Here is a 21691-nt window from a genome sequence, read left to right on the forward strand (position 1 = left end):
TTCCACAACTCGCACTAACTGACGCAGCATTATTTGCGCGCACTGCATGCTGTTGATATGACCCCAACGCCTGTTCTCGCACGCTGCCCGATCGTTCTGTTGTGGCGGATCCTGGCCGCAGCATCCCTGCTCGGCCTGGGCGCGGGAGCGCTTGCGGTACCTGTGCTGGTATTGCCGCAGCAGTCTGTGTTCGCGTCTGGGGTCACCACACCTGCACCTGCATCTGTCGCGGCATCCGTCGGGTTCTCCGCGACCGCGCCTACTGCGACCGCGCCTACCGCGCCTACCGCGCCTACCGTGCCTCCTGAGCGCTGGTTACCGCCGCTCGGCCCGCCGCTCGCGGTTTCCGGACCGTATCTTCCGCCGCCGACGCCGTACGCCGCAGGGCATCGCGGCATAGACATTCCGGGACGACCGGGTGAGTCAGCGCTCGCGCCGGTTGCTGGCACGGTGAGCTTTGTTGGCAAGGTCGCGGATCGACAGGTGCTCTCGATCCGCGTCGACGCGCGCACTGTTGTCTCATTCGAGCCCCTCGAACAGGGCGAGAGTGGGCTCGCCGAAGGGGACAGTGTTGTGCGGGGACAGATCATCGGCGAAACCGGTGAGGGCGGCCACTGCCTCGCTGAGTGCCTGCACCTCGGGGTGCGCGTCGACGACGAATACGTGAATCCGTTGCGCTACTTCTCCGAGCGGCCGGTGCTCTTGCCCTGGTAGCCGCGGCAGTGTCCCCTTAATCCCCAAGCAGAGCCCCAAGCCCAAAAATCCTCCAGTGGGTCCGCAAGGTTAGCTAGGCGCGTGGGTGTGCCTGCCGGTATGTTGCGGCGAGGCGCTCCATCGACACGTGCGTGTATACCTGGGTGCTTGACAGACTCGCGTGGCCGAGCATCTCTTGCACGACACGGAGGTCCGCGCCGCCGTCGAGGAGGTGCGTTGCCGCGGTATGGCGGAACGTGTGCGGGCCGCTTGGCCCGCCGCCGGGCTCGCGTTCGAGTTCGCGCGACACGAGTCGATACACGGCACCGGAATTCAGGGGAGCTGCGTTGCGGTTGCCGATGAACAGCGCCCTGTGGTGCTGCGGTGCCTCAGGGGTGCTGCGAGCAAGGAGCTGTGGGCGTGCGTCAGCAAGATAGCGCTCGAGCGCCTTGGCCGCAGGTACTCCGAGCGGCACAACCCGCTCCTTATTGCCTTTACCGACCACGCGCACGCTGCGCTCACGCCGGTTGAAGCCGTCGAGCTCCAGAGAGGTGAGCTCGGAGACACGCAGCGCCGAGGAGTACAGCAGCTCGAGAACAGCGTGATCCCGAACCTGCTCCGGGTCTCCGCCCGAGGCGCGCTCGGCTACGCGCGTGAGTACGCGGTCCATCTGCTCCTGCGACAGGACGCGCGGAAGCGCCTTCGGCACCCGGGGCGTGCGCAACCGTGAGGCGGGATTTCCCGGAACCAAGCTGCGAGACTCGAGCCACGACCCGAAGGATTTGAGTGTCGCCACGTTTCGCGCAATCGTCGACGGCGCGAGCCCGCGCTGCTGCCGCTCCCATAGCCATGAACGCATGAGCTCGAGGTCCGCGTCGGCGAGTTCGTGTAGTCCCTGGTCGCCTGCAAACGCAGCGAATTCGGTGAGATCCCTCCGGTAGGAACGGATCGTGTGCGCCGAGTACCCATATTCGAGGCGCGCCGCATCGATAAACGCCGACACCGCATCGCTGAGCCTCATGCCCCCTATCCTGACGGACAATGCTGGGCATGCCACTGCCGGGCGCGGTGATTCGTGATTGTCGCCGCACGGTGAAGACGCAACCGCGCACCGCGGTTGCGCTCATGTGCGGCGAACAAGCTGCCACATAGGAATGCCTTCGGAATCAGGCGGTGTCTGGACAACGTAGCGAAGCAGCTCAAGCTCGGCGAGCGTATCCGCGGTCTCTCTGCGCGATAGCCCAGCCCGAACAGCCGTATCTGCGGCGGAGCGGCCGCCAGTGAGGGGGAGCGCGTCGAGCACGCGCACATGCAGCGGTGGGGTTCGATCCGGGGAATCGCTTGAGGCTTGCCCGTCACCGCCGGGAACGGAACTAGCAGGGTCTGCGCCAAGGAGCTCGAGGAGTTCCTGCCCGTTCGTGACGAGGACCGCGCCGTACTCGCGCACGAGTCGGTGACAGCCTGCCGAAGCCGCGGAGGTGATGGCCCCCGGAACAGCCCCGAGAAGCCGCCCCAACTCGGCGGCATGCCCCGCGGTGTTCAGTGTTCCCGAGCGCACCCCGGCCTCGGTCACAAGTACAGCTCCGGCGAGCGCCGCGATGATCCTATTGCGCTGCAAGAACCGCCACCGCGTTGGTGCTGAGCCCGGGACCAGCTCCGAACAGATTGCCCCCTGGCTGGCAACCCGCGTGAGGAGCTGGTCATGCGCCGCGGGGTACGGGCGGTCTGCCCCGCCCGCGAGCACCGCGACGGTGGGGGAGCCGAGCGCGAGCGCTGTTCGGTGAGCGACGGCATCAACGCCGTACGCGGCCCCCGAAATGATCGTGAATCCGGCGGTGCAGGCCTCGCTGCTGAGCTCGGTCGTGACATGGCTGCCATACCCGGTGCAAGCACGCGCCCCAACGACCGCGAGTGCCTGCGCGCGAAGCGCTTCGACAGATCCGCGCACCCACAACACGTGCGGCGAGTGCGAGCCCAGGTCGTCGACCTGGCTCGGCCACCGCGCGTCTTCCGGCGTTACAAGCGTCATCTGTGTCGCGAGCGCTGTTTCGAGATCACGCACCGTCGCGGTTCGGTCAAGCCGTGGTCTCCAACGCGTGAGTGCCGCACTCAACTGCCGCTGCGACAGCGGGACGTCTCCGGATCCTCGCCCACGGAGTTGCTTCGTGATCGCATGAGGAGAGTACTTGCCCGCGACGAGATCCAAGGCGTGCTGCGGCCCGAGCGCTTCGATGAGTTCCCCAGCCGCCGCATCGCCCGGCTCGGTGAGCCGTGACCACACCGCACGCGCAAGCAGCACGTCGAGCGCTGCCGCGGAAAGCTCGCGCTCGCCGCAGAGTGACCCGAGAAGCTTGCGCGTCTCCGTGTCTGCGCGAATGAGGGGCTTCGATGGCCGCGGTGAAACCGACACTTCCCTATCCGGCTGTTGTGGAGCCGCCTGGTCAGTGACCGTTGCTGGCAGCTGAGCGCGAGCGGGAGTGTGAGCGGGAGCGTGTGTTTGCCTGCTCTGTGTCATCAGGAGACCCCTCTCATCGTGAGTGCTTGTGCGACCTCGCTGCGCCCTGGACGCGGCACTTCTGCGAGGTCAGCGATTGACCAAGCGATGCGCAAAATTCGGTCATAGCCACGAAGCGTGAGCCCTCCGTGCGCGAGTGCGCGGTCAATCGCGGCAGTCGTCGCCGTCGGCAGCCGCATGGTTGTGCTCCGTAGCCAATCACCCGGGACCTCGCCGTTGAAGTTCCACGGTGTGTCTGCGAGGCGAACACGGGCTCGCTCACGCGCACGCTCTACTCGGGTACGCAGCTGGGCGCTTGTCACACCGGAACTCACCGGGTTCTCTGCCGCTGCACTAGTGAGGAGCACGCTACTCACTCTGCGCACATTCAGTCGCAGGTCGATTCGATCGTTCAAAGGGCCCGAGAGCCGGCCGAGATAGCGCATGCGGGTGTTGGGGGAGCAGGTGCACGCGAACGCCGTTTCGGGAGCGCCGGCGTTTCCGCAGGGGCAGGGGTTTGCTGCGAGGACGAGTTGGAGTTTTGCTGGCAGCACCGCGTGCAGCTTGGCGCGGGAAATGGTGATGGTTCCTGCTTCGAGTGGCTCGCGCAGGTCATCGAGAACGACCCTGCCGAACTCGGGTGCCTCGTCCATGAAGAGCACACCGTAGCTTGCGCGCGAGATTGCGCCTGGCCGGATACCGCGCGCATCGCCGCTACCGACTATCGCGGCGGACGAGGCGGTGTGATGGGGGCTCTCGAACGGCGGCCGGCGAACCAGCGAGTGCAGCGAAGATCCGCTGAGCGAAGCGATGCTACTCGCGACGAGCGACTCGTGCGGCGAAAGATCGGGGAGGATCGTGGCTAGTCGTGTGGCAAGTAGTGTCTTCCCGGAGCCTGGCGGCCCGACGAGTGAGATGTGATGGCGGCCAGCTGCGGCAACCACCATCGCTTCGACGGCCTCCTCCTGCCCGATAATCTCAGACATATCGACGGTCTCCGTGCGGGCGGCAGCACTCGCGTCGGGTGGCCCGAGGGCAGCAGAGGGCGCACCGCGGCCCTGATGAGTAGGCGAGTCACCGGTATCAGACCAGTCCCCGGCCTCGTTACGGTGCCAGGAAACAGCGGCACCGAGGCTCGCTGCCTCGACTACCTCGATATCCGGAACGAGGCGGGCCTCGGTTGCGGCTTCCGAGGGAACGAGGACTCGTGCAAACCCAAGATCCCGGGCTGCGATGACGGTACTCAGCAGCCCGGCCGGACGCCGCAGCCCGCCATCGAGCCCCAGCTCGCCGATGTGCGCGGTGTCGGCGAGTTTGGCGGTGGGGAGCTGGCGGGAAGCAGCGAGTGCCGCGAGCGCTATCGCGAGGTCGAAGCCGGAGCCCTGCTTGGGGAGGGCTGCTGGCGCAAGATTCACGACGACGAACCTCTCGGAAAGCGGGAGCCCTGCCTGCGCCGCGGCAGTGCGCACCCGCTGCTTCGCCTCTGCGAGCGCTGCGTCGGGCAGCCCGATGATCGCCATTCCGGGAAGTTGCCGGGAGACTGCGGCCTCGACCATGACTGTGGTGCCGGCGAGGCCGGTGAGCGCAACCGCGGCGGCTCGGCACACGCCCCGGCTCATGCGATCGCCCGAAGGTGCTCGAAGTGGGGCGCGGCGGAGCCGGGACGCAGCAGGACCCCCACCGCGTCGACGCGAAGCCGCGCGCCGCGGTGCCCTGTCTGCCGCGCCCACTCAAGCAGGAGACGCCTCAAACGTGCGGCTTTCCTCGCGGTAATTGCTTCAAGCGGTGACCCGAAACCTGTTCCGCTGCGAGTCTTCACCTCGACTGCAACAAATGTGCCGTCTTCGCGCATGAGGAGGTCGAGCTCTCCGTAAGCGCAACGCCAGTTGCGGGCGAGGAGTAGAAACCCGTGACTCAGGAGGTGCTGTGCCGCGAGCTGTTCCCCGCGAGCGCCAAGCGTTTGGTTATGAGTTCGCAGTGTGTGCTGATGGAGTGTTCGCTGCTGCTGCTGCTGCTGCTGTTCGCGGTCTGCGGGCTGGGGACGATGCTGGGAACGATGCTGGGTTGCTGACTGGGTGTGCTGTGTAGGTTCGCTGTTCATGTGGTGCCTCCGGAAACCAGCATCGGTGTTGTTGGTGGTGAGGGGTGAGGATAGGCGAGAATGTGGAATTATTGGAACGGTTTCTTGAATATCTATGGTTGTGGGGAACGCAAAGGGGTCATCGATAGCCCGCCGATGAGCGACACTCGCGGCATGCGAGCTCGACGAAGAAAAACTCACCAAGAGCAGCCGCAAACTGTGTCTGCGGGCCCCAGCAGTGGTAGACTCTCTAATTGCGCCCCGCAAGGGGTGACTTCGCGTGCCCAATCACCGGAGTTTTGCCGTTGGTCCCCGCAAGGGGTGGTGAAACCCGTGGGCACCAGGATCAGGTCGCATCCGCGGCCGAACTAACCAAACAGTCGCGCGTTCACGCGCGAGAACAGGAGACGGCAATGGCCGTTGTAACTATGCGCCAGCTGCTCGACAGCGGCGTCCACTTCGGGCACCAGACCCGCCGCTGGAACCCGAAGATGAAGCGCTTCATCTTCACCGAGCGCTCGGGCATCTACATCATTGACCTGCAGCAGTCGCTGACCTACATCGACTCGGCCTACGAGTTCGTGAAGAACACCGTTGCACGCGGTGGCACGATCCTCTTCGTCGGCACCAAGAAGCAGGCACAGGAGGCGATTGCTGAGCAGTCGACCCGCGTGAACCAGCCCTACGTGAACCAGCGTTGGCTCGGTGGCCTCCTCACCAACTTCCAGACCGTTACCGGTCGCCTGGAGCGCATGAAGGAGCTCGAGCAGCTCGACTTCGAGGGTGGCACCACTGGCTTCACCAAGAAGGAGCTCCTGCTCAAGAAGCGCGAGCTCGACAAGCTGCAGAAGACCCTTGGTGGTATCCGCAACATGACCAAGACGCCGTCGGCGCTCTGGATTGTTGACACCAAGAAGGAGCACCTCGCAATCGACGAGGCGAAGAAGCTGGGTATCCCCGTTATCGCGATCCTCGACACGAACTGCGACCCCGACGAGGTCACCTACCCGATCCCGGGCAACGACGACGCAATCCGCTCGGTTGCGCTGCTCACCCGCGTGATCGCCGACGCAGCTGCTGAGGGCCTCATGGAGCGCCACCAGAAGCCTGCCGAGGGCGAAGCAGCGGCTGAGCCGCTCGCTGAGTGGGAGGTCGCACTCCTCAACGCTGACAAGGCTGAGGCACCCGCAGCTGACGCTGCTGAGGCACCCGCAGCGGAGGCCGTTGAGGCACCCGCAGCCGAGGCAGTCGAGGCACCTGCTGCTGACGCAGCAGAGGCACCCGCAGCCGAGTAATTACCCCTCATAGTCATTGACCCGGGTCGCGCCACAAGCGCGGCCCGGATCCAAACCCCAAGGAGTCACACATGGCTGCAGTAAGCATGGCCGCTGTGAAGGAGCTGCGCGAGCGCCTCGGCGCCGGCATGGTCGACAGCAAGAACGCTCTCGTTGAAGCCGAGGGCGACATCGAGAAGGCAATCGAGATCCTTCGTCTCAAGGGCCTCAAGGGTGTCGCTAAGCGCGGCGACCGCGAGGCAAGCGAAGGCCTCGTAGCCGCAAAGCAGAGCGAGGGCGCTGCAACGATGATCGAGCTCGTCTGCGAGACCGACTTCGTCGCAAAGAACGAGAAGTTCCTTGCACTCGCTGACCAGGTGCTCGACGCAGTCGTAGCCGCTGGCGCGAAGAACGCTGAGGAAGCTCTCGCAGCTCCCGCCGGCGACAAGACCGTCGACGCCCTCATCACCGATGAGGCAGCAATCATCGGCGAGCGCATCGTGCTCCGCCGCGTTGAGCGCATCGAGGCCCCCGGCACCGCAATCTACCTCCACCGCACGTCGAAGGATCTGCCGCCGCAGATCGGCGTCGTCGTCGGATTCGAGGGTGCAGACGACAAGGCTGCGCTGAGCATCGCCCAGCACATCTCGTTCGCTGAGCCCGTGTACGTGAACCGCGACGAGGTCCCCACGGCCGACGTCGACAAGGAGCGCGACATCGTCACCGAGATCTCGAAGAACGAGGGCAAGCCTGAGGCTGCGCTCCCGAAGATCGTTGAGGGACGCCTGAACGCGTTCTTCAAGCAGGTTGTGCTCAACGAGCAGGTGCACGCACTCGACGCTGACAAGCGCGACGTTGCAAAGGTTGCTGAGGCAGCTGGCATCAAGGTCACCGGCTTCACCCGCTGCAAGGTGGGCGCCTAACACCACACACAAAACCCGGGTCCTCGCGACCCGGGTTTTGTGCTGTGTGGGCACTAAGCTGTTGTGTTGAGCAGGCCGGTGCCCACCAAGTCCTGGCGAACGTTCCAGGGGAGTGGCCGGGAACCCGGCAAAGATTTTATGAAGGAGACGGATGTCCGACCAGAGCAATCGTAAGCGCAGGGTACTGCTCAAGCTGTCGGGTGAAGCGTTCGGCGGTGGCACCCTCGGTGTGAACCCCGACGTGGTCAGCCAGATCGCACGCGAGATCGCCGCTTCGATGGACGATGCTGAGGTCGCGATCGTCGTCGGCGGCGGCAATTTCTTCCGCGGTGCGGAGCTCTCGCAGCGCGGTATGGATCGTGGCCGCGCCGACTACATGGGCATGCTCGGAACCGTCATGAACGCGCTCGCGTTGCAGGACTTCCTTGAGCAGGCCGGTGTTGAGACGCGCGTGCAGTCTGCCATCACCATGACGCAGGTCGCTGAGACCTACATTCCGCTTCGTGCAATCCGCCACCTCGAGAAGGGCCGTGTCGTGATTTTCGGCGCTGGCGCGGGCCTGCCGTACTTCTCGACCGATACCGTGTCGGCGCAGCGTGCGCTTGAGATCTACGCAGACGAGGTGCTCGTCGCGAAGAACGGTGTCGATGGCGTCTACACGGCGGACCCCGCGGTTGACCCCAGCGCCACGCTCATTAACGACATCACCTACAACGAGGCCCTGGTGAAGGGGCTCAAGGTTGTTGACTCGACAGCGTTCAGCCTGTGCATGGATAACGGCATGCCGATGCGAGTATTTGGCATGGAGCCGGCGGGCAATGTCACCGCTGCGCTCCGTGGCGAGAAGCTCGGTACCCTGGTGCACCGCTAAACTCGAAGTATTGCAGAAAGCCGATGCCGCCCCGACCGGGGCGGCAGGGAGTCGTGGAGGAGACGCAGCGTGATCGAAGAAGTCTTTGCAGACGCGAAGGAACGAATGAACAAGGCTGTTGAGGCAGCTAAGGAGTCGTTTGCGACGGTGCGCACTGGCCGTGCGAACCCCGCACTGCTTCAGAACCTCATGGTCGACTACTACGGCACGCCAACGCCGCTGCCGCAGCTTGCTGCTGTCGCGAACCAGGATGCTCGTAGCCTCATCATCACTCCCTACGACAAGGGCGCGATGAAGGGCATCGAGCAGGCGATCCGCGACATGCACAATCTCGGCGCGAACCCGACGAACGACGGCAACGTCATTCGGGTGACCCTGCCCGAGCTCACGCAGGAGCGCCGCAAGGAGTTCGTGAAGATCGTGAAGACCCGCGCGGAAGACGCACGCGTTGCTGTGCGCAACGTGCGCCGCAGCGCGAAGGATGACCTTGATGCCCTGAAGAGCGAGGTTGGCGAAGACGACGTCGCCCGCGCTGAGAAGGAGCTCGAAGCGCTGACGAAGCAGTTCACCGATGCGGTGGACGACGCGTTCAAGCGCAAAGAAGCAGAGCTCCTGGAGGTCTGATTCGAATGTCAGGGGGAGGGCGTCGCGGGGAGATTCGAGCACATCTCGATTCGACTCGCGCCCAGCTCGAGGCGACGAACGCGCGGATTGAGAAGAAGGCAGGCCGCAACCTGTTTCTCGCAATCGGTGTCGGGCTGTTGCTCGCGGCCGTGTTCGTCGGAAGCTTGCTGTTCTGGGAGCCAGTGTTTGCCTGGTTCATCGCGATCCTCGCTGGGGTCGCCGTCGTCGAACTCGCGACCGCGTTTCGCGTAGCGGGGCGGCGAGTTCCGCGAATCGGCGTCGCCATCGGCGGCGTGAGCATGGTCGCCGCGGCGTACTTCTACGGCGCTGAAGGGTTGTTGCTGAGCCTCTTCGCGGCCTCGGCAATGCTCACTATTTGGCGACTTATTGAGGGTGCCACCGCTCGAACCCCTGTTGAGCCGAGAACGCTCATTCGTGATATTTTCTCGGGCTTGTTCACGCTCGTGTACGTGCCGTTCCTCGGCAGTTTCGCGATCCTGCTCCGCTCGGCCCCGAACGGCGAGTGGTGGGTGTTCGCGCTCGTCCTCATCGCCGTTTCGGTTGACATCGGAGCGTACGCCGCAGGTGTGACCCTCGGCAAACACAAGATGACTCCGCGCATCAGCCCGAATAAAACCTGGGAGGGCTTCGCCGGGGCGGCGGTCGCCGCGATGGTAGCCGGTGTCGTGATCTCGATCACCGCACTCGACCAGCCGTGGTGGATCGGGCTCATCTTCGGCGTCCTCGTGCTCCTCACTGCCACGGGTGGTGACCTCACTGAGTCGCTCATTAAGCGCGACCTCAACGTGAAGGATATGAGCAATTGGATCCCGGGTCACGGCGGCCTGCTCGATCGGCTAGATTCGCTGCTCCCCTCAACGGTCGTTGCCTACGGCCTCGCCCTCATCTTGGGAGTGCTGTCTTGAATCACGCTGACGAACAGTCGAGTCCGTTCCCGCTCACGCACGGGCGGGAGAAGGGCTACCGGCCGCAGCAGGTCGATGCGTTTCTGGATCAGGCGCGCTCTGCCTACGAGGAAGGCGGAGCACAGTCGCTGAACGCTGACGACGTGCGAAACCTCGCGTTCAAAATGCAGCGGAAGGGATACTCGCCGCGCCACGTCGATGCGGCACTGGATCGCCTCGAAGACGTGTTCTTCGAGCGCGAGCGGCGCGCGATCGTACGCGAACACGGTGAGGATGAATGGTGGCGGGAAGCTCGCGGCCTGCTCTCAGAGGTCCGCGGCCGAATCGGCCGACCGCGCGGGAAGCGGTTTCGTCGCCGGGGCGTCTTCGCGCTGGGCTACCGCCGCTCGCAGGTCGATGCCTTCCTCGACCGCATCGGGGCGATGTTTGCGAACCGTGAGATTTCTGTCACGCCCGGCGAGGTCCGCGAGGTAGTGTTCCACCCCGAGTGGCGGGGCTACGACGAGGCTCAGGTTGACGCACTGCTCGACGCCCTCGTCGACATCATTCTGTCCACCCGCTAACCGCTCCCTGGGCTCGCTCTTGGCTTCCCAGGCACTCTGACATAGAATCGTTATATTGTGACTACTCAGACACCTCGCCCCACCAGACTTTGGACCCGACTTCGGGCACCGCTATCGGTCGCGGCTGTCGCCGTGCTCCTTGGCGGAGCAGCGGTCGCGCCGATGACGCTGACGGACGCGAACGCTGAGGCGGTTCCCGCAGCGCTCAACGAGCGTATCTACCAGGAGTTCGTGCCGAACGCCGACCCTGCCGACGACTTCATCCTGCCGGATGTGCCGATCGAGAAGCTCCCGGATCCGAAGCCAAAGCCGAAGCCGACGCCCGAACCTCAGGAAGCCACTGCGGCAGAGGCTCCCGCGTCTCCGGCCGCGCCTCCTCGCTACGAGGGCGGCGGCTCGCTCGCTGACTGGATGACCGCAGCAGGCATCGCCGAGTCCGACTGGGCGTATGTGGACTTCATCGCGCAGCGCGAGAGCAGCGGCAATCCGAACGCGATCAACCCGTCTTCCGGCGCGTGCGGTCTGATTCAGGCGCTGCCGTGCAGCAAGGTGCCGGGCAACGGCCTTGACCCCATCGATAACCTCACCTGGGCGAACGGTTACGCGACAGATCGCTATGGCAGCTGGGCCGGCGCATACGCCTTCTGGACCGCCAACAACTGGTGGTAAGCCGTGGCACGCAGCCGCGGACCGAATAAGTATCAACGAGCCGCTCAAACGCCGCCACGCGATGTGACGCGCCTCGCCTACGGGGGAACTCGGAAGGCGTTCTTTGCCGGCAGGGAATGGTTCGTTCGGGATATCCCGGCGCACCGGGCCGAGAAACCCTATCGCTGCCCGGAGTGCGGCACCGATGTGCCCGTTGGTCAGGCACACGTCGTCGCTTGGCCGGCCGACCACCTGTTTGGTGACGAGGCCGCGGTGCGCGAGCGCCGGCACTTCCACGCCCATTGCTGGCGCGGGCGGTAGTCACGGCACTACACTCCTGGTCACTGTGAGCCACCGGCTCACGAGAATTCGCGTGACAGGTGGCGCAAACTGACCAGTGCTTGCTGCTGACGCTTACGGGAACGTTGCTGACGCTGAACCGTGGCGGTGACGGCCCGCGGGTGCCTAGAACAGCGTCGGGGGAGCCTGCTGGGGGAGCGCGCTCTCGAGCGCGACGTCGGGGGAGGGCGCGGATCCGGCAAAGCCCGGCCCGTGATCTGGCTCTGAGCCGCGCTTGAACGCCTCCGCAGCTGCCCGCGCTCGGTCGTCAGCGATTTCGTTGAGCGGGTGGCCTGCGTGACCCTTCACCCATTCGAACGTCACCTGGCGGCCGGCGAGAGCGACATCGAGCGCCTCAAGGAGCTCGCGGTTGAGTACGGGCTTGCCGTCGGCCTTGCGCCAGCCGCGGCGCTTCCAGCCCGGCATCCACTGCGTCACCGAGTTGATCACGTATTGGCTGTCGCACAGCACGTGCAGCGGTTCGGTGATGTCTGCGGTTGCGTGCAGGAGGTCGAGCACCGCCATCAGCTCGCCCTGGTTGTTCGTGGCGCGCGGCCAGCCGCCCGCGCGCCAGCGCTCACCGTCGATGACCCACGCCCAGCCCGCCGGGCCGGGGTTTCCGAGGGCTGAACCGTCTGCTGCAGCTGTAAGCGTCATACCTAATATCTTGCCAGGCTTGAGCGACCGCTCCGACCGCTCCGAAAGCTCCGAATGATTCAGGTCGGAACGCCGGCGCTACGCGTCGTTGCGCGGCTGCTCGCTCTCACCGGCGGCTGAGCCGGTGTCGGAATCATCGAGAGTGACTGGCTCAGCGGCTGCCTGACCGCCGCGGTTCACCGGGCGCTCGACGAAGTTCTCGGCGACCGAGTTCATCTTCTGTGCGTTGCCGAGCACCTCGCCGAGGCTCTCGAAGTAGCGGGCGACAGCGCCGCGCTCAACCTTCAGCTGCGTCATGCGATCTTCTGCGGCCGCGAGCACCTTCGTGGCGCGGTTCTCCGCGTCGACCCAGGTGGTCTGCGCGCGCTGCTCCGCCTCGACAATGATCTCGCCAGCCTGGCGTTCTGCTGCCGAGCGCAGCTGCGCCGCGTCCTGCTGCGCCTCGGCGAGGAGCCGCTGGTGCTCGTCGCGGGCATCGGTGAGCTGAGTCTGCAGTGACGCGAGTTCCTGTCGAGCCGATTCGAGCTGCTCGCGGGTCGTGTCAGAGGCCTCCCGCTGCCTGGTGGACAGCTCGGCTTCGAGGCTCTCACGCTGGGTGGCGATGCTGAGCGCGGTCTCGCGGCTCTCAGTCTCAATCTGTTCGCGCTGGGCTCGGATCTCATCCTCGGTTTCGGCGCGGCGTGCGGCAAGGTCAGCCGTCTCCGCGGCGCGAAGCTCGGCGAGCTCGGCGATGGTGTCTGCCCGGAGCAACGTCGTCTCCTCGGTGACGGCGGCGCGCTGTGCGGCGATCTCCCGGGCGATAGCGGCCTCGGCGGCTTCGCGCTCGATGCGCAGATCTTCCGCGTGCTGCTCAGCCGCTGCGGCGAGGTCGCGCTGCTGCGCCTCGCGCGACATCAGCAGTTCGTCTTCCCAGGACTGCCGCTCGCGGTCGATACGCATCCCGAGCGACTCGCGTTCGATCGCGAGCTTCTCGGCGGAGTCATCGCGGTTGATGCGCAGCTTCTCCTCTGCTGCCACGGTCTCGTCGGCGAGGCGCTGCTCGTGCGCGGTGAGCTGCGCTGCGAGCCGCTCCTGCTGCATCGTCACCTCATCAGACAGCGACGCGTCATGCGCCGCGCGCTCAGCGGCGAGCGCGCGCTCAAGCTCGGCGCGGGCGGCGCTGAGTTCCTCGTCGAGCGCGCTGCGCGTCGCCGCGGCGAGCTCCTGCTGCTCGAGAAGCTCGGCGTCGACACGGCCGCGGTGCTGTTCCCACTCGGCGATCAGGCGATCCTGGTGGGCACCAAGCTCGTTCTGGATCCGCTCCTCGTGAGCGCCACGCTCGGCGCGAATGCGGGCGTCATGCGTCTCGCGCTCGGTCTCGAGCTGCTCAGTGTGCTGCTGGAGTTCGGCGTCGATGCGTGATTCGTGGGCGGCCCGCTCCTGCGCGACGGCCGCCTCGTGCTGCTCGCGGCCGGCAGTGATCGCTTCGTCGTGGGCGGAACGCTCGGCGGCGAGGGCGGCGTCGTGCGCCTCGCGCTCGCTCTCAAGCTGGGTGTTGTGCGCGCCCAGCTCGTCTGCGAGGCGGGTCTCGTGTGCGAGTCGCTCCTCGGCAATGCGCTCGGCCTGCTCTGCGCTCTCGGCGGCGATCCGCTCGGCGTGCGCGGTGCTTTCGGTCGAGATCCGCTCGGCGTGCTGCGCGTTCTCCTGTGCAATGCGCTCGTCGTGGTCGAAGGACTCCTGCGCAATGCGCTCGGCGTGAGTCTGCGATTCCTCTGAGATGCGCTGCTCGTGGGCAGCGGACTCCGTCGCGATGCGCTCTGCGTGCGTCGCGGATTCGGCTGCAATGCGCTCGTCGTGCTGCTGGCGTGCGGCCGCGAGGCTCTCCTCGTGCTGCTCGAGTTCGCGTGAGAGCTGGGTGTCGTGCTCCATTCGCTCACGCGCGATGCGTGCTTCGTGTGTCGATCGTTCCTCGGAGATGAGCTCGTCGTGCGCGGTGCGCTCGGTCGCGAGCTGGAGGTCGAAGGCCTCGCGCTCGTTTGACTGGTCGGCGGCAAACTGCGCCGCGGTGCGCTCGCGTTCGCGGCCCGCCTGGGACGCGAGGGTTGCGATCTCCGCGTGCTGCGCCTCGAGGTCGCGTGCGATGCGCTTCTCGAGTTCGTCGCGCTCCTGGGCGACGCGTGCGTCGTGCTGCTCGCGCTCGCTTGTCACGGCGCGCTCGTGCTGGGCGCGTTCTTCGGTGATCGCGGCGTCGTGCTCCTGGCGCTCCTGCGCGATGCGCTCGCGGAGCGTCTCGATTTCGGTCGTGAGTGCCCGGCGCTGGGCATCGATGTCGGAGGTGAGCTTGCGCTCGAGCTCGGTGTACTGCTCTTCGAGGGAGGCCTCGTCGGCCTGCCGCTTTGCCTCGAACTCGGCGCGGCTACGCTCGGTTTCGTGCTGGAGGCGGGCGCGCTCAGCGGCTGCGTCGCGCTCGTACTCGTCTTTCTGACGGGCGAAGCTCGTGGCCGCGACCTCGGTCTCGGTGCGCAGCGCGGCCGCGGCCTCCTGCGCGGAGCTCACCAGCTGTTCGGCGGTCGCCTCAGCCTGCGCGACGCGGGCGCGGGCGTCGCGGTCGGAGCTTTCCAGGAGGGCGTCCGCCTGCAACTGCGCAGAAGACAGTGTTTGAGCCGCCGCCTGCTGTGCCTCGCTGAGCAGCCGCTCGCGCTCGGTGTTGAGATCGTGTCCCTGGCGGGCGGCGTCGGAGCGCGCGCTCTGGATCATGACCTCTGCCTGCTCGTTCGCAGAGCTCAGCAACTCGTCTGCGCGGGCCTGAGCCTGCGTGAGGAGCCGGGCGCTCTCGGCCTCGCTCGACTTGCGGATCTTGTCAGCGTCGAGGTCTGCCTGAGCCATGAGGCCCTGTGCGTGCTGCTCGGCGTACTGCAGGCTCTTCTCGACGCGGAGGCCAAGACCGGAGTAGCCGGAGGCCCCAAGCTCAGCGACCTGTGCCTGCAGGTCTGCGATGAGCTGGCGCTGTTCCTGCTCAGAGTGCACCGACTGCTGGTGTGCGGCCTGCAGCGATTCGAGGTGTGACTGAAGCGTGCCGATGTGGCCGCTCAGGGCGCGAACTCGTTCGTCGACTTCCTCGCGCTTGTAGCCGCGAAACGCAGGAGTGAACTGCTGTGCTGAGTCGGTCACGGACCCTCCGATAAAATGATCTGGCGCACGTCGTGCGTCGTGGCGTCGCCCGGCTGTAACGCGGAACTATCCCATGATACCCGCACGTAACTCGGGCGCTTTATTTGGTACCCGCTCAGCGCTCACCCCACAAGCTCGGGTACCGTTATACGGTTGATACATGTCGCGCGCCTGCGTGGCAGCCGAACGGACCTCTGGAGGAACTCGGTGAGATACGTCCTAGCCATTGTGGCGTTGGCCATTTCGGGGGTGTTGTTGCTGCTCGGAATAGGCCAGCGGACGTTCCTCGCTGGCCCCGCAGAAATTGCCTATTCTGTGGGATCCGACGAGACCGCAGCCTACGCGGTGCTCGATGTCTCTGAACTCGAGAAGGTCGATGGCCAAGCAAATCTCGTGATGCGAGGCGAATCCACGTTCTCCGCACTCGCAAACACTCGCGACGCTGCAGCCTGGCTTGAGCCGTTTGATCACGTCGAACTGACGATCGATCCGGCAACGAAGTCCATCGTGCGCAAGCCTGTTGCGGGCGTCGCGCCGACGACCGATCTGCTCGAGGTCGACGCCGAAGGCAAGGCCGTGCCGCTCGATCCGCGCGGCAGCGATCTGTGGCTCGAAGAGCGCTCGGGGAGCGAAGCGGGGACCCGGATGGCGGTGACCGCAGCCGGCGACCAGTCGATTATTATTGCGGGCGCTGACGCGGGCCCGATCCCGAAGGGGACCGCGGTGGTCTGGGTGCAGGATCGCTCGACTCCGTGGGCTGGGCCGCTGCTCGCCGCTGGTGGGCTGTTCGCAGCTCTTGGCGCCGTGCTCTACCTCATCGCGTTTGACCGCGATAAGCGCGCTCTCGGCCCGCGCCGTGGCAGGAAGGGCCCGCTCATCGGCGTCCGAAACCTGTTCGGTGGTTCGAAGCGTCGCAGAACAGATCAGAACGCTGAAGCGCCCAAGCGTGGCAGCCTCGACAACACCCCCGACGCGGTTGCTCCCGGCGGAGCCGCCGCTGGTGCTGCGGGTGCCGTGGTTGCGGGAGCGGGCGCAGCCTCTCTTGTGGGAGCGGGCGAAGACAGTGAAGGATCGCTGAACCCCGAAGACGCAGTCGAGACGAATGCGGAAACGCTGTCGGCCGATGATGAGGAGATCGTCACCGCTGAGGTCGTCGACGAGGTGCTCGACGAAGCCGATAGCGAGGATGTGGACGCGGTCGACGGCGAGGTGCTTGACGGCGAGGTGCTTGACGAAGAAGCCCCTGACACCGAGGTACTGGAAGGCGAAGCGCTGCCCGTCGACGAGGAGTCAGCTCCTGGTCTTGCTGACGACAGCGCCGATAACGACAACGCGGATGCCGACAGCGCGGATGCCGACAGCACCGATGCCGGCGAACCCGCTGATGACGCGGAAACCGTCGAGGAAGTTGATGCAGACCTCGATGAAGGAGCAGCTGCCAAGCAGGGGGATGATGATGCGGAGTAATACACGACGCCGCGCTGCGAAGCGCGCGACGCTTGCAGGAATCGGCCTCACCGCAGCGCTTGCGCTCTCGGGGTGCTCGGCCAGTTACTGGCCCGAGATCGCGCCGGAGCCGTCAGCAACGCTTGAAGCCGAGGTCATCGAGCCGAGCAGCCTTGCGCCGGTTCCGGTGTCGGAGGCACAGATCCAGACAATCATCGACCGCGTCGCGCTTGCCGCCGCGGCGGGCGACGAGGGCCTGAGCGCCGAGGCGATCGAATCGCGCTTCAAGGGTGACGCGCTCACCCAGCGTTCCGCGAACTACAAGATCCGCGGCGAGGTGCCCGAGTACGGTTCGGTCCCGGCAACCATCACCAACGAGATGCTGGGCTACCGGCTCGTGCAGAGTACCGAGGGCTGGCCGCGCACGCTCTTCGTGACTGTTGCTTCGGAGGCGGGAACTGACGCCGACGGCAACGCGACCGACGCGCCGTCGCTCGCGCTCGTGCTGACGCAGCGGCTGCCACAGGTGGACTACCGCGTCACCCGGGTGATCGCGCTCCAGGGTGGGCTCGAGATGCCGAAGGCCGCGCCCGCCGAGGAAGGAACCGCCCTCCTCTCTGACGACATCGAGAGCCTCGTGCTCAAGCCAGCCGATGTTGGTGCTGCCTACGCCGCGATTCTGCAGGGGGGAGCGGAGGTTGCCGAGGCAAAGCCGTTCGACCTCACGAACGACCCGCTGCTCCCGAACTACGGCAAGGCCTGGGTCGAGCAGTCAAAGCAGAAGTCCGAGGCCGACGACAAGACCCAGGAATACTCGGTCGCTGTCGCGCAGGGCGCTGAGCCGATTGTGAGCTTCTCGACCGGTGCCGGCGGCGCGCTCATCGCGACGACCGTGATCGAGTCGCAGGTTGTTGACTCGGCCGGTGGCCGGTACAAGCCCCAGGCGGAGGGCGCAGTGAGCGCTCTGTCGGGTCTCTCAGGCCAGCAGGACAAGATTGTGCGTGAGGTTGCACACCAGTTGCTCTTCTTTGTGCCAAGCAAAGAAGACGGATCACAGATCCAGCTCCTCGGAGTGACGAGCGAGCTGGTCGGAGCAGGGAACTAACTTATGTCCACGCACATGCCGCAGCGGATCCCCAGCGGGGGACTCGACCTTAGCCATCTCGCTCAGCGCGGGGCGGCAGCGCAGGGATCCCCTGCCGCAGCCCAGCCCGGCGCGCCCGCCGGCCCCGGGGCACCGGGTGCCCCCGGCGTGCAGGGCCCGCCGCAGACGGTGGACGTGCCCGCGCTCGTGATGGACGTCACCGACGCGAGCTTCGAGCAGATCGCCCAGCTGTCTGCCGTCGTTCCCGTGGTGTTTGACCTGTGGGCGGAGTGGTGCGAGCCGTGCAAGGCGCTCACGCCGATTCTTGAGCAGGTCACGCGCGAGCTCGACGGGCGCGTGCTGCTCGCGAAGGTCGACGTCGACGCGAACCCGGGCTTGGCGCAGGCGTTCCAGGCGCAGTCGATCCCCATGGTGGTTGCCATGGTCGGTGGGCGACCGGTTCCGCTCTTCCAGGGTGCCGTGCCCGAGCAGGAAGTGCGTGAGTTCTTCGTGCGCCTCATCCAGCTCGCCGAGGAAAACGGTGTCGCGGGCCGCGTGAACGCGCCAGAGACCGGCGCGGAAGAGAGCGCTGTCCCGGCTGAGCCGCAGATTCCCGAAGCGCACCTCGCGGCGTTTGAGGCCGCCGAGAGCGGCGACTTCGAAACCGCCGTTCGCGAGTGGGAAGCGGTGCTGCAGAAGTCTCCGGCCGACGCCACCGCGAAGGCCGCGCTTGCGCAGTCGAAGCTGCTGCTGCGCCTCCAGGGCCACACGCTCGAGGAGATTCGCGCGAACGCGGCGGCACACCCCGAAGACCTTGAGGCACAGATGCGGGTGGCAGACCTCGACCTCTCGGGCGGCCACATCGAGGACTCGTTCCTCCGGCTGCTCGACCTCTTCACCGCGGGCGATAACGATGCGCGCACGGAGATCCGCACCCGGCTGCTCGAACTCTTCGAGGTGGTTGGCGTCGCTGATCCACGGGTGATCGCAGCGCGCGGCAGACTCGCGAACCTGCTCTACTAGGCCCGCAAGTGGCAGCTCACGCGTACCTCGATCACGCCGCAACGTCTCCGATGAGCGCCGGCGTGCTCGAGGCGTACACGCGAGCGCTCACCGAGGTCGGCAACCCGGCCTCAACCCACGGACACGGCCAGCGCGCACTCGAGGCGCTTGAGGGAGCGCGCGAGCGCATCGCCACGGGGATCGGCTGCGACGCCGCAGAACTCGTGCTCACTGGCGGCGGCACCGAGTCGATCAACCTGGCCCTCAAGGGAGCCTTCTGGGCGCGGCAGCGCGACGCCCACCGCCCGGTGCTGCTCGTCGCCGACGGCGAACACCACGCGACGATCGAGGCAGCCGAATGGCTCCGAGACACGCAGGGCGCAGAGCTCGTGTGGCTCAGCCTGGACTCTGACGGCAGGCTGCAGCCCGAAGTCTTGGCGGCGGCGATTGCGGCGGCCGACCCCTCGCGCGTTGCGCTCGTCTCCTTCCTGTGGGCGAACAACGAGATCGGCACCGTGCAACCCGTCCGCGAGCTGTGCGCGGTCGCGCGGGCCGCTGGCGTGCCGACGCACGTCGACGCGGTGGCGGCGCTCGGGCAGCTCCGCATCGACTTCGCGGACTCCGGCGCGGACTTTCTCAGCATCTCCGCCCATAAAATCGGCGGGCCAGTCGGCGTGGGCGCACTCGTGGTCGGCCGGCGGGCTGGCCTCGAACCGCTGTTTCACGGCGGCTCGCAGCAGCGTGGGCGATCCGGAACCCAAGACACCGCGGGAGCCGTCGCCTTCGCTGCCGCGCTCGACGATGTGCTTGAGCCGGAGAGCTCTTCGCCATGCCCCACGCATCTGCGTCACCTGCGGCGGCTGCGCGACCGACTCATCGCCGGTGTGCGCGAGATCGACCCCAGCGCCGTGCTGCGGGGCGCGGTCGACGAGCGGGGTGATGAGGCATGCACTCTCGGGAGTTCCGCCGCGGCACACTCTGACTTGCGCTCCGACTTGCGCTCCGACATGCCCGGAGACCAGCCCGCGCGGCTGCCGGGCAACGCACACTTCACCTTCCCTGACTGCCAGGGTGACTCTCTCGTCTTTCTGCTCGATGCCGCCGGGGTATCGGTGTCTGTCGGGTCAGCCTGCCGCGCCGGTGTCGCCGAGACTTCACACGTGCTGCTCGCGCTCGGAGTGGACGAGGCAGAGGCGAACGGGGCGCTGCGATTTACGCTTGGGATCCCGAGTAGCGACGCCGAAATTGACGCCCTCCTGGCGGCATTGCCGGGTGCCCTCCGCGGCGCGCGCGCAGCCGGGCTGAGCTGAGTTTTCCCGCGGCATGAGACAACAGTTCGAAGGAGTATGGGCGGGTTGCGCTTCGCTGACGGGCGGGTTGAGCGTCCAATCACACCGAATCCCCAAGCGCGCGGCGCAGGAAACGATTAAGCTGCTCTGGTGAAGATTTTGGCAGCTATGAGTGGCGGAGTTGACTCCGCCGTCGCCGCTGCGCGCGCGGTCGACGCAGGGCACGAAGTCGTCGGGGTGCACCTGGCGTTGAGTCGAATGCCCGGCACCCTCCGCACGGGCTCCCGCGGCTGCTGCACGATCGAAGACGCGATGGACGCCCGTCGCGTCGCGAACCTGCTCCAGATCCCGTTCTACGTCTGGGACTTCAGCGAGAGATTCAAGGCCGACGTCGTCGACGACTTCATTGCCGAGTACGAGGCGGGGCGCACGCCGAACCCCTGCATGCGCTGCAACGAGAAGATCAAGTTTGCGGCGCTGCTCGACAAGGCGATCGCGCTCGGTTTCGACGCGGTCGCGACCGGCCACTACGCAACCCTGCTCGACAAGGGCAACGGCCCCGAGCTGCACCGCGCGAGCGCCTGGGCAAAAGACCAGTCGTACGTGCTCGGAGTGCTCACCGGGCCGCAGCTCGAGCGCTGCTACTTCCCGCTCGGAGACACGCCGTCGAAGGCCCTCATCCGCGAGGAAGCTGCGGATCGCGGCATCCAGATCGCGCAGAAGCCCGACAGCCACGACATCTGCTTCATTCCCGACGGCGACACGCGCGGCTGGCTCTCGGAGCACCTCGACCGCGAGCCGGGGGAGATCCTCGACGAGTCCGGCGCGGTCGTCGGTAAGCACGACGGCGCGCACGGGTACACGATCGGGCAGCGCCGCGGCCTGCAGCTCGGCGTGCCTGCCCCCGACGGCAATCCGCGCTACGTGCTGTCGATCCGTCCGGTGTCGAACCAGGTCGTGGTCGGCCCGCGGGAGATGCTCGACATCTCCCAGATCGCCGGAGGCCGTTTTACCTGGGCGGGCGAGCCTGGGCTCGACCTCACCGAGACCTTCGACTGTGATGTGCAGATCCGGGCGCACGCCGACCCCGTGCCCGCACGTGCGCGCGTGGTGCCGATCCTCGAGTCAGATCGCACCGAGCAGCATCGCGCCGACGCGACCCACGAGGTCGTCGTGGACATCAACCTTGAACAGACCGAACCGCTGTCCGGCGTTGCTCCCGGCCAGACCGCTGTGCTGTACCGGGGCACGCGGGTGCTCGGCCAGTTCACGGTGGATCGGGCGCTCTCCGCGCGCGAGCACGTAGCGGCTTAGGGCCTGCCCCCTCGCGCCACCCGCCCCTCCCGCCCCTCCCGCCCCTCCCGCCCCTCCCGCCCCTCCCGCCCCACCCGCCCCACCCGCAACTTCTGGTCAGTTCGCGCCATAAGCGAGGGAGCTCCCGGCGGCAGCGTGGCGCAGATTGGCCAGGAGATGCGTTCAAAAGGGGTGATCCCACGCCGCGCTGCGCGTAGCTCAGTGTCAGAGGCAGCTCGTAAACTGGGAGCGTGACTGATTCAGCTGAGATCCCAGGCGACTTCGAGGCGGCGCGCGCCGAGAGCGCGGCGCTGACCGCCGATATCGAACGGTTC

Annotated in this window: 20 protein-coding genes; 14 read left to right on the top strand and 6 right to left on the bottom strand. The window is 66.4% G+C overall.

The annotated features are described in order from the left end of the window. Nucleotides 1-57: 57 nt before the first annotated feature. Nucleotides 58-714, top strand: coding sequence for a M23 family metallopeptidase (locus tag ACI1US_RS01085; protein WP_461637454.1), 657 nt, complete (start codon nucleotides 58-60; stop codon nucleotides 712-714). Between the two features lie 73 nt (nucleotides 715-787). On the opposite strand, the gene ACI1US_RS01090 is transcribed toward ACI1US_RS01085, so the two are convergent. The 4 genes from ACI1US_RS01090 to ACI1US_RS01105 form a co-directional block, all read right to left on the bottom strand. Continuing rightward, nucleotides 788-1714, bottom strand: a complete 927-nt coding sequence (locus ACI1US_RS01090) for a tyrosine recombinase XerC (RefSeq protein WP_461637456.1) — start codon at nucleotides 1712-1714, stop codon at nucleotides 788-790. 102 nt (nucleotides 1715-1816) lie between these two features. After that, nucleotides 1817-3103, bottom strand: a complete 1287-nt coding sequence (gene dprA / locus ACI1US_RS01095; RefSeq protein ID WP_461637458.1) for a DNA-processing protein DprA — start codon at nucleotides 3101-3103, stop codon at nucleotides 1817-1819. Nucleotides 3104-3207: 104 nt separating this feature from the next. Next, nucleotides 3208-4806 carry a YifB family Mg chelatase-like AAA ATPase gene (locus ACI1US_RS01100; protein ID WP_461637460.1) on the bottom strand — a complete coding sequence of 533 codons (1599 nt, stop codon included), beginning with the start codon at nucleotides 4804-4806 and terminating at the stop codon, nucleotides 3208-3210. After that, the gene (locus tag ACI1US_RS01105) at nucleotides 4803-5165 is read right to left on the bottom strand and encodes a YraN family protein (protein ID WP_461637485.1); all 363 of its coding nucleotides are present in this window, start codon (nucleotides 5163-5165) and stop codon (nucleotides 4803-4805) included. Before ACI1US_RS01105 ends, ACI1US_RS01100 begins: the two co-directional genes overlap by 4 nt. On the opposite strand from ACI1US_RS01105, the gene ACI1US_RS01110 reads away from it, so the two are divergent. The 8 genes from ACI1US_RS01110 to ACI1US_RS01145 all read left to right on the top strand — a co-directional run bounded on the left by ACI1US_RS01110 (nucleotide 5097) and on the right by ACI1US_RS01145 (nucleotide 11117). After that, on the top strand, nucleotides 5097-5258 hold the full coding sequence (locus ACI1US_RS01110) for a hypothetical protein (protein ID WP_461637489.1): 162 nt from the start codon (nucleotides 5097-5099) through the stop codon (nucleotides 5256-5258). The two genes, ACI1US_RS01105 and ACI1US_RS01110, sit on opposite strands and share 69 nt — an antisense overlap. A 422-nt stretch (nucleotides 5259-5680) precedes the next feature. Then, nucleotides 5681-6562: a 30S ribosomal protein S2 gene (gene rpsB / locus ACI1US_RS01115; protein WP_416549714.1), complete on the top strand. Its 882-nt coding sequence runs from the start codon at nucleotides 5681-5683 to the stop codon at nucleotides 6560-6562. A 71-nt stretch (nucleotides 6563-6633) separates the two neighbouring features. Beyond that, on the top strand, nucleotides 6634-7464 hold the full coding sequence (gene tsf / locus ACI1US_RS01120; RefSeq protein WP_416549713.1) for a translation elongation factor Ts: 831 nt from the start codon (nucleotides 6634-6636) through the stop codon (nucleotides 7462-7464). Nucleotides 7465-7615: 151 nt separating this feature from the next. Continuing rightward, nucleotides 7616-8335: a UMP kinase gene (gene pyrH, locus ACI1US_RS01125; RefSeq protein ID WP_461637463.1), complete on the top strand. Its 720-nt coding sequence runs from the start codon at nucleotides 7616-7618 to the stop codon at nucleotides 8333-8335. A 69-nt stretch (nucleotides 8336-8404) separates the two neighbouring features. Further along, a complete protein-coding gene (gene frr, locus ACI1US_RS01130) occupies nucleotides 8405-8959 on the top strand; it encodes a ribosome recycling factor (RefSeq protein ID WP_461637465.1) in 555 nt (184 codons plus the stop codon). Between the two features lie 5 nt (nucleotides 8960-8964). Beyond that, nucleotides 8965-9885, top strand: coding sequence for a phosphatidate cytidylyltransferase (locus ACI1US_RS01135; RefSeq protein ID WP_461637467.1), 921 nt, complete (start codon nucleotides 8965-8967; stop codon nucleotides 9883-9885). After that, nucleotides 9882-10448: a DivIVA domain-containing protein gene (locus ACI1US_RS01140; RefSeq protein ID WP_461637469.1), complete on the top strand. Its 567-nt coding sequence runs from the start codon at nucleotides 9882-9884 to the stop codon at nucleotides 10446-10448. Before ACI1US_RS01135 ends, ACI1US_RS01140 begins: the two co-directional genes overlap by 4 nt. Nucleotides 10449-10505: 57 nt before the next feature. After that, nucleotides 10506-11117 carry an aggregation-promoting factor C-terminal-like domain-containing protein gene (locus ACI1US_RS01145; protein ID WP_461637471.1) on the top strand — a complete coding sequence of 204 codons (612 nt, stop codon included), beginning with the start codon at nucleotides 10506-10508 and terminating at the stop codon, nucleotides 11115-11117. A gap of 444 nt (nucleotides 11118-11561) precedes the next feature. Here the strand turns inward: ACI1US_RS01145 and ACI1US_RS01150 are convergent, their stop codons facing one another. Both ACI1US_RS01150 and ACI1US_RS01155 read right to left on the bottom strand, forming a co-directional pair. Next, on the bottom strand, nucleotides 11562-12092 hold the full coding sequence (locus ACI1US_RS01150) for a ribonuclease H family protein (protein WP_461637473.1): 531 nt from the start codon (nucleotides 12090-12092) through the stop codon (nucleotides 11562-11564). A gap of 78 nt (nucleotides 12093-12170) precedes the next feature. After that, nucleotides 12171-15242 (bottom strand): coiled-coil domain-containing protein, encoded by a 3072-nt coding sequence (locus ACI1US_RS01155; RefSeq protein ID WP_461637475.1) that lies wholly within the window; start codon nucleotides 15240-15242, stop codon nucleotides 12171-12173. 207 nt (nucleotides 15243-15449) lie between these two features. On the opposite strand from ACI1US_RS01155, the gene ACI1US_RS01160 reads away from it, so the two are divergent. The 5 genes from ACI1US_RS01160 (at nucleotide 15450) to mnmA (ending at nucleotide 21377) form a co-directional block, all read left to right on the top strand. Further along, on the top strand, nucleotides 15450-16709 hold the full coding sequence (locus ACI1US_RS01160; RefSeq protein ID WP_461637477.1) for a hypothetical protein: 1260 nt from the start codon (nucleotides 15450-15452) through the stop codon (nucleotides 16707-16709). Then, complete coding sequence (locus tag ACI1US_RS01165) at nucleotides 16654-17793, top strand: hypothetical protein (RefSeq protein ID WP_461637479.1); 1140 nt, start codon at nucleotides 16654-16656, stop codon at nucleotides 17791-17793. The genes ACI1US_RS01160 and ACI1US_RS01165 overlap by 56 nt, the downstream gene beginning before the upstream one ends. A 3-nt stretch (nucleotides 17794-17796) precedes the next feature. Further along, nucleotides 17797-18795, top strand: a complete 999-nt coding sequence (locus tag ACI1US_RS01170) for a tetratricopeptide repeat protein (protein ID WP_461637481.1) — start codon at nucleotides 17797-17799, stop codon at nucleotides 18793-18795. Nucleotides 18796-18845: 50 nt separating this feature from the next. Continuing rightward, nucleotides 18846-20084, top strand: coding sequence for a cysteine desulfurase family protein (locus tag ACI1US_RS01175; RefSeq protein ID WP_461637487.1), 1239 nt, complete (start codon nucleotides 18846-18848; stop codon nucleotides 20082-20084). 129 nt (nucleotides 20085-20213) lie between these two features. Next, the gene (gene mnmA / locus ACI1US_RS01180; protein WP_461637483.1) at nucleotides 20214-21377 is read left to right on the top strand and encodes a tRNA 2-thiouridine(34) synthase MnmA; all 1164 of its coding nucleotides are present in this window, start codon (nucleotides 20214-20216) and stop codon (nucleotides 21375-21377) included. Nucleotides 21378-21691 lie beyond the last annotated feature (314 nt).

Source organism: Leucobacter sp. BZR 635, assembly GCF_048061935.2.
GTDB lineage: Bacteria > Actinomycetota > Actinomycetes > Actinomycetales > Microbacteriaceae > Leucobacter.

Excerpts from the sequence above, each read along its gene's own strand:
- ACI1US_RS01175 (WP_461637487.1), top strand. The coding sequence starts at position 18,846 with ATGAGCGCCGGCGTGCTCGAGGCGTACACGCGAGCGCTCACCGAGGTC.
- ACI1US_RS01165 (WP_461637479.1), top strand. The coding sequence starts at position 16,654 with ATGCAGACCTCGATGAAGGAGCAGCTGCCAAGCAGGGGGATGATGATG.
- ACI1US_RS01090 (WP_461637456.1), bottom strand. The coding sequence starts at position 1,714 with ATGAGGCTCAGCGATGCGGTGTCGGCGTTTATCGATGCGGCGCGCCTC.
- ACI1US_RS01100 (WP_461637460.1), bottom strand. The coding sequence starts at position 4,806 with ATGAGCCGGGGCGTGTGCCGAGCCGCCGCGGTTGCGCTCACCGGCCTC.
- ACI1US_RS01150 (WP_461637473.1), bottom strand. The coding sequence starts at position 12,092 with ATGACGCTTACAGCTGCAGCAGACGGTTCAGCCCTCGGAAACCCCGGC.
- pyrH (WP_461637463.1), top strand. The coding sequence starts at position 7,616 with ATGTCCGACCAGAGCAATCGTAAGCGCAGGGTACTGCTCAAGCTGTCG.
- ACI1US_RS01170 (WP_461637481.1), top strand. The coding sequence starts at position 17,797 with ATGTCCACGCACATGCCGCAGCGGATCCCCAGCGGGGGACTCGACCTT.
- rpsB (WP_416549714.1), top strand. The coding sequence starts at position 5,681 with ATGGCCGTTGTAACTATGCGCCAGCTGCTCGACAGCGGCGTCCACTTC.
- ACI1US_RS01135 (WP_461637467.1), top strand. The coding sequence starts at position 8,965 with ATGTCAGGGGGAGGGCGTCGCGGGGAGATTCGAGCACATCTCGATTCG.
- ACI1US_RS01085 (WP_461637454.1), top strand. The coding sequence starts at position 58 with ATGACCCCAACGCCTGTTCTCGCACGCTGCCCGATCGTTCTGTTGTGG.
- tsf (WP_416549713.1), top strand. The coding sequence starts at position 6,634 with ATGGCTGCAGTAAGCATGGCCGCTGTGAAGGAGCTGCGCGAGCGCCTC.